At 62.4% G+C, this 5,567-nt stretch carries 5 protein-coding genes; 4 read left to right on the top strand and 1 reads right to left on the bottom strand.

The window, feature by feature from the left end; genetic code table 11:
* Positions 1 to 92: 92 nt before the first annotated feature.
* Positions 93 to 1,592 (bottom strand): CoA-acylating methylmalonate-semialdehyde dehydrogenase, encoded by a 1,500-nt coding sequence (locus NUV89_RS27080; protein WP_257783729.1) that lies wholly within the window; start codon positions 1,590 to 1,592, stop codon positions 93 to 95.
* A gap of 109 nt (positions 1,593 to 1,701) precedes the next feature.
* Between NUV89_RS27080 and NUV89_RS27075 the strand changes: the two genes are divergently transcribed.
* The 4 genes from NUV89_RS27075 to NUV89_RS27060 all read left to right on the top strand — a co-directional run bounded on the left by NUV89_RS27075 (position 1,702) and on the right by NUV89_RS27060 (position 5,412).
* On the top strand, positions 1,702 to 2,640 hold the full coding sequence (locus NUV89_RS27075; RefSeq protein ID WP_257783728.1) for a LysR family transcriptional regulator: 939 nt from the start codon (positions 1,702 to 1,704) through the stop codon (positions 2,638 to 2,640).
* Positions 2,641 to 2,708: 68 nt separating this feature from the next.
* Positions 2,709 to 3,653 carry an ornithine cyclodeaminase family protein gene (locus NUV89_RS27070; protein WP_257783727.1) on the top strand — a complete coding sequence of 315 codons (945 nt, stop codon included), beginning with the start codon at positions 2,709 to 2,711 and terminating at the stop codon, positions 3,651 to 3,653.
* Positions 3,650 to 4,783 carry an FAD-binding oxidoreductase gene (locus NUV89_RS27065; protein WP_257783726.1) on the top strand — a complete coding sequence of 378 codons (1,134 nt, stop codon included), beginning with the start codon at positions 3,650 to 3,652 and terminating at the stop codon, positions 4,781 to 4,783. Before NUV89_RS27070 ends, NUV89_RS27065 begins: the two co-directional genes overlap by 4 nt.
* Complete coding sequence (locus NUV89_RS27060; RefSeq protein ID WP_257783725.1) at positions 4,783 to 5,412, top strand: transcriptional regulator; 630 nt, start codon at positions 4,783 to 4,785, stop codon at positions 5,410 to 5,412. Before NUV89_RS27065 ends, NUV89_RS27060 begins: the two co-directional genes overlap by 1 nt.
* The last annotated feature ends 155 nt before the right edge of the window (positions 5,413 to 5,567 follow it).

Raw genomic sequence — 5,567 nt, 5'->3', positions numbered from 1 at the left:
TCAGTCGAAACAGAGGTGACTGACAGTCCGCATTCGCGAGCAAGCCCGCTCCCACACAAGCCCGCTCACATTGGATCTTCTACAACCTGGGGTTATTTGGAGACCGGCATGGCGAATTCGGCGCCTTGCTCGATGCTCTCCGACCAGCGCTGCATGATCGACTTCTGCTTGGTGTAGAAGCGCACACCCTCAGTGCCATAGGCATGCATGTCGCCAAACAGGCTTTTCTTCCAGCCACCAAAACCGTGCCACGCCATCGGCACCGGGATGGGCACGTTGATGCCGACCATGCCCACCTGGATACGCCGCGCGAACTCGCGGGCGATGTTGCCGTCGCGGGTGAAGCAGCTGACGCCGTTGCCGAACTCGTGGTCGTTGACCAGTTTTACGGCTTCGCCGAAGTCGCTGACGCGCACGCAGGCCAGCACCGGGCCGAAGATTTCTTCGCGGTAGATGCTCATCTCGCGGGTCACGTGGTCGAACAGCGTCGCGCCCAGCCAGAAGCCATTTTCCAGGCCGGCTTCGGTCGGTACGTAGTCACGGCCATCCAGCAGCAGTTGGGCGCCGGCCTGCACGCCTTGCTCGATATAGCCGCTGATGCGCTCCAGAGCCGCGCGGGACACAATCGGGCCCATCTCGGCTTTCAAATCGCGGCCGTCGGTGATGCGCAGTTGCTTGGCGCGCTCGGTCAGGGCGGCGATGACTTTGTCACCCACATCCCCCACCAACACCGCCACGGAGATGGCCATGCAGCGTTCGCCCGCACTGCCGTAGGCGGCGCCCATCAGGGCATCCACGGTTTTTTCGATATCGGCGTCGGGCATCACCACCATGTGGTTTTTCGCCCCGCCCAGGCCTTGCACGCGCTTGCCGTGACGGGCGCCGGTTTCGTAGATGTATTGGGCAATCGGCGTCGAGCCGACAAAGCTCACGGCCTTGACGTCCGGGTGTTCGATCAGCGCGTCCACCGACTCCTTGTCACCCTGCACCACGTTGAACACGCCTTTGGGCAGGCCGGCTTCACGCAGCAGTTCGGCCATGAACAACGAGGCGCTTGGATCGGTCGGGCTTGGCTTGAGAATGAAGGTGTTACCCGCCGCGATGGCAATCGGGTACATCCACATCGGTACCATCACCGGGAAGTTGAACGGCGTCACGCCCGCGACAACGCCCAGCGGCTGGCGCATGGTCCAGTTGTCCATGCCACGGGACACCTGGTCGGAGTACTCGCCCTTGAGCAGGTTGGGAATGCCGCAGGCGAATTCGAGGATGTCGATGCCACGGTCCACTTCACCCTGGGCATCGGTAAACACCTTGCCATGCTCGGCGACGATGATGCGCGCGAGGTCGTCCTTGCGCGCACGCAGCAGGTGCAGGTATTCGAACAACACCCGCGCGCGGCGGATCGGCGGCGTGTCGGCCCAGCCGTCGAAAGCAGCCTGGGCAGCGGCAACGGCTTCGTCCACGGTCTGGCGGCTGGCCAGGGCGACGCGGCCGGTCTTTTCACCGGTGGCCGGGTTGAAGACGTCCTGATAACGGTCATCGCGGGACACGCGCTGGTCGTTGATGTAGTGCTCGATTGTAATTGTCATGGCAGTCGATCCCAGGTGGATAAGCGTTGGACACACGATAGGCTTTCGCTTTGTTCCAAACCAGAGCAGAATCCTGAACTTATTGTCCACCTACGCGAACAATACAATCATGGAAAAGGCTGAAATCGAAGGGCTGTGGACCCATATCCACTGGCTGTCAGTGCTGGAAGAGCACGGCACCTACACCGCCGCCGCCGCACGTTTGGGCGTGAGCAAGTCGGCCGTGAGCCAGCGCATTTCCGACCTGGAAAAGGCCACTGGTACAAGCCTCGTCACTCGAACGACGCGCAGCGTGCGCCTGACGGACGCCGGGTTGTCGCTGACCCGCGAAGTGCGCAGCGCCTACGAGCAGATCGCCCGCAGCTTCTCCTCGGTACGCGACTCGGTGGGGGAGATTCGCGGGCTGGTGCGGCTGACAGCGCCGGTGGCATTCGCCCGTCAGCAGTTGGTGCCGCACCTGTCGGAGTTTTTACAGCTGTACCCGCAGGTGCGCATCCAGCTGGATGTGTCGGATGCCTTGAGTTCGCTGGCGGCCGAGGGCTACGACCTTGCGGTGCGCCACGGTTTCCAGGTGCCGGAAACCCACGTGGCGTGGAAGTTGTGCGATACCGGTTCCGTTCTGGTTGCCACCCAGGACTACCTGCAACGCCACGGTGAACCGCGTGAGCCTGGCGATTTGTCCACGCACAACTGCCTGTTCTACCCGCGCGGCACCGACCAGCCCGCCTGGACCTTCGAGCGCGGCAGCAAACACGTCGAACGCCTCACCGTGCCCATCTCCGGCAGTTTCGCCACCAACAACAGCGAGGCCCTGCGCGATTCCGCCCTCAACCACCTGGGCATCGCCCTGCTCCCGGATTTCAGCGCGCACGCCGCACTGGCCAGCGGCAAGTTGGTGCAGGTGCTCAAGGGCTGGACACTCAAGGGTGCGTTTGCCGATGAGATCTACTTGATCCGGCCGTATTCGCACCATGTGCCGAAGTCGGTGAGTGTGTTGGTGGGCTACCTGAAGGAAAAACTGTCGGGTGGATTTCGCTACGTGGGGTGAGGTTTATCGCTTGCCCGGCAGAACTAAAAGTCCATAATGGACAAATAAGTTCAATCACGGAGATTTCCATGCCCAGCACGCCTCAAGTGATAAACCAAACCCGGGCCCGCGAACTGCTCGCCCAAGTCGATGTCCCGCAGATCCTGCACAAGCTGTTCCGCGACCTGGCCGCTGGGCAGGCGGTGCAGCCGGCCCAGCAACTGGTGGAATTCCCCCACGGTGCCGGCGACTTTATCAACTACCTGGGCGTGCTGGCCGAAGACGGTGTTTACGGCGTAAAAACCTCGCCCTATATCGTGCGTGAACAAGGGCCACTGGTGACGGCCTGGACGCTGTTGATGTCGATGCACACCGGCCAGCCGCTGCTGTTGTGCGATGCTGCCGAGTTGACCACCGCACGCACGGCCGCGACGACGGCACTGGCGGTGGATGCATTGGCGCCTTTATCCGCGCGGCGTCTGGCGATTATTGGCAGTGGCAAAGTAGCGCAGGCCCATCTGCACTACGTGAAAAACCTCCGGGATTGGCAGAGCATCAGCCTGTTTTCACCTGGCCTGGCCAGTGCCGACAACACGGCCATCGCCCACCTCCAAAGCCTCGACCCACGATTGAGCATCGCGCCGAGCAGCGATGCGGCTGTCGACGCCGCCGACGTGATCCTGCTGTGCACCTCATCGGCCGGCCCGGTCATCGATCCCGCCCGCTTGAGCAAACCGGCGCTTATTACCTCCATCAGCACCAACGCCCCACGCGCCCATGAAGTGCCGCCGCAGTCGCTCAATGCCATGCAGGTCTTCTGCGACTATCGCCAGACCACCCCAGGCTCGGCCGGTGAAATGCTCATCGCCACGGAACACCACGGCTGGGACAAACGCCACATTGTCGGCGACCTGCCCGAATTGCTCAGCGAACACGTACAACGTCCGACCTACGACCGTCATGTATTCTTCCGCTCCATCGGCCTGGGCCTGGAAGATATCGCCCTGGCCAATGCCCTCTGGAGACAGCTATGAGCCACGCAGACTTCATCATCATCGGCGGCGGCATTGCTGGCGCGTCCACCGGTTTCTGGTTGTCGCAGCACGGCAAGGTGCTGGTGCTGGAACGCGAAAGCCACCCGGGTTATCACTCCACCGGGCGTTCGGCGGCGCTGTACACCGCCGCCTATGGCACCCCGCAGGTGCGCGCGCTGACGCTGGCCAGCCGTGAGTTTTTCGACAATCCCCCTGTCGGGTTTTGCGAGCACCCGTTGCTGACGCCAAGGGGCGAAATGACCGTGGACTTTATCGGTGACGCCGCCGAGTTGAACGCGCAATACCTGAGCGCCAAGGCCACCGTTGCGCAGGTTGAATTGCTCAGCGCCGACGAAGCCTGCGCCAAGCTGCCGATCCTGCGCCGCGAAAAAGTCCACGGCGCGCTGTACGACCCGACCGCCAGCGATATCGACACCGACGCGCTGCACCAGGGCTATCTGCGTGGCATCCGCCGCAACGGTGGCGAGGTGCTCACCGATCACGCCGTGCAGGGTTTAAGCCGGGATGCCGCAGGCGTTTGGCAGGTACAAGCTGGCGAAACGACCTACACCGCGCCCACCCTTATCAACGCCACCGGCGCCTGGGCCGACCACATCGGCGCAATGGCCGGCGCCGCACCCATCGGCCTGCAACCCAAGCGCCGCTCGGCGTTTATCTTCGCCGGCCCCGAAGGCGTGGACAGCCATCATTGGCCGATGCTGGTGGCGCTGGACGAATCCTTCTACATGAAGCCCGACGCGGGCATGTTCCTCGGCTCGCCGGCCAACGCCGACCAGGTCGAACCGCAGGATATCCAACCCGAAGAACTGGACATCGCCATGGGCATCTACCAGATCGAAGAAGCCACCACCCTGACCATCCGCCGCCCCACCCGCACCTGGGCCGGCCTGCGCAGTTTTGTCCCGGATGGTGATTTGCTGTCCGGCTACGACACCCGGGTGCCCGGCCTGTTCTGGGTCGCGGCGCAGGGCGGCTACGGCATCCAGACGTCACCGGCCATGGGCCAGGCCAGTGCGGCGCTGGTACGCGGCGCGCCCTTGCCGGAGGCACTGGCGCGGTTCGGCCTCGACGCTGGTATGCTCTCCCCCGCCCGCCTGGAGCCCCATTGATGAACAACGCTGAACAAGAACAGAACATGCAGAACTTCCGTGCGATGGCCGACGCCATCGCCACGCTGTTCTTCCCCCACGCCGAAGCGGTGCTGCACGATTTGCGCTCGCAAAAGGTCGATTACATCGCCAACAACCTGTCGAAACGGGCGATTGGCGACGACTCGGCGCTGGAGGACATGCTCAGTGATGACGTCAGCGAGGTGAATATCGGCCCGTATGAAAAGCTCAACTGGGACGGCCAGAAGATTCGCAGCCTGAGCACCGTGCTGCACGACCACAAGGGTCGGCGCCTGGCGGTGTTGTGCATCAACCTGAATATTTCGCTGTTTGAAAACGCCAAGGCGGCGTTGGATTTGTTCCTCTCGCCGAGCAAATTGATCCCGCAGCCGGACTCGTTGTTTCGCGATGACTGGCAGGAGCGGATCAACACGTTTTTGCATGCGTGGATGCGGGAGCGGCAGTTGAGCTTGAACCTGCTGACGCGGGATCATAAACGCGAGCTGGTGTTGGCGTTGCATGCCGAGGGTGCGTTCAAGGGCAAGAGTGCTTCGAACTATGTGGCGAATGTGTTGGGGATGGGGCGGGCGACGGTCTATAAGCATCTCAAGGAACTCAAGGGCCTTTGAGTACACGGCTGTTTTGTGTGGGAGCTGGGTTGTGTGGGAGCTGGCTTGCCTGCGATAGCGGTGTGTCGGTGTACATATCCGTTATTTAGGTAACGGCCGCTTAGGGTTCCGCCCTTACGGCGGCTCACTTTTGAAGAGCGCAAAAGTAAGCAAAA

This window comes from Pseudomonas sp. 18.1.10 (assembly GCF_024655625.1).
Taxonomy (GTDB): domain Bacteria; phylum Pseudomonadota; class Gammaproteobacteria; order Pseudomonadales; family Pseudomonadaceae; genus Aquipseudomonas.
The sequence above is the reverse complement of the archived record's forward strand: the minus strand, read 5'-3'. Positions and strand labels throughout refer to the sequence as shown.

Bases quoted from the DNA above. Each gene is read 5' to 3' on its own strand.
- NUV89_RS27080 (WP_257783729.1), bottom strand. From the start codon at position 1,592: ATGACAATTACAATCGAGCACTACATCAACGACCAGCGCGTGTCCCGC.
- NUV89_RS27075 (WP_257783728.1), top strand. From the start codon at position 1,702: ATGGAAAAGGCTGAAATCGAAGGGCTGTGGACCCATATCCACTGGCTG.
- NUV89_RS27070 (WP_257783727.1), top strand. From the start codon at position 2,709: ATGCCCAGCACGCCTCAAGTGATAAACCAAACCCGGGCCCGCGAACTG.
- NUV89_RS27065 (WP_257783726.1), top strand. From the start codon at position 3,650: ATGAGCCACGCAGACTTCATCATCATCGGCGGCGGCATTGCTGGCGCG.
- NUV89_RS27060 (WP_257783725.1), top strand. From the start codon at position 4,783: ATGAACAACGCTGAACAAGAACAGAACATGCAGAACTTCCGTGCGATG.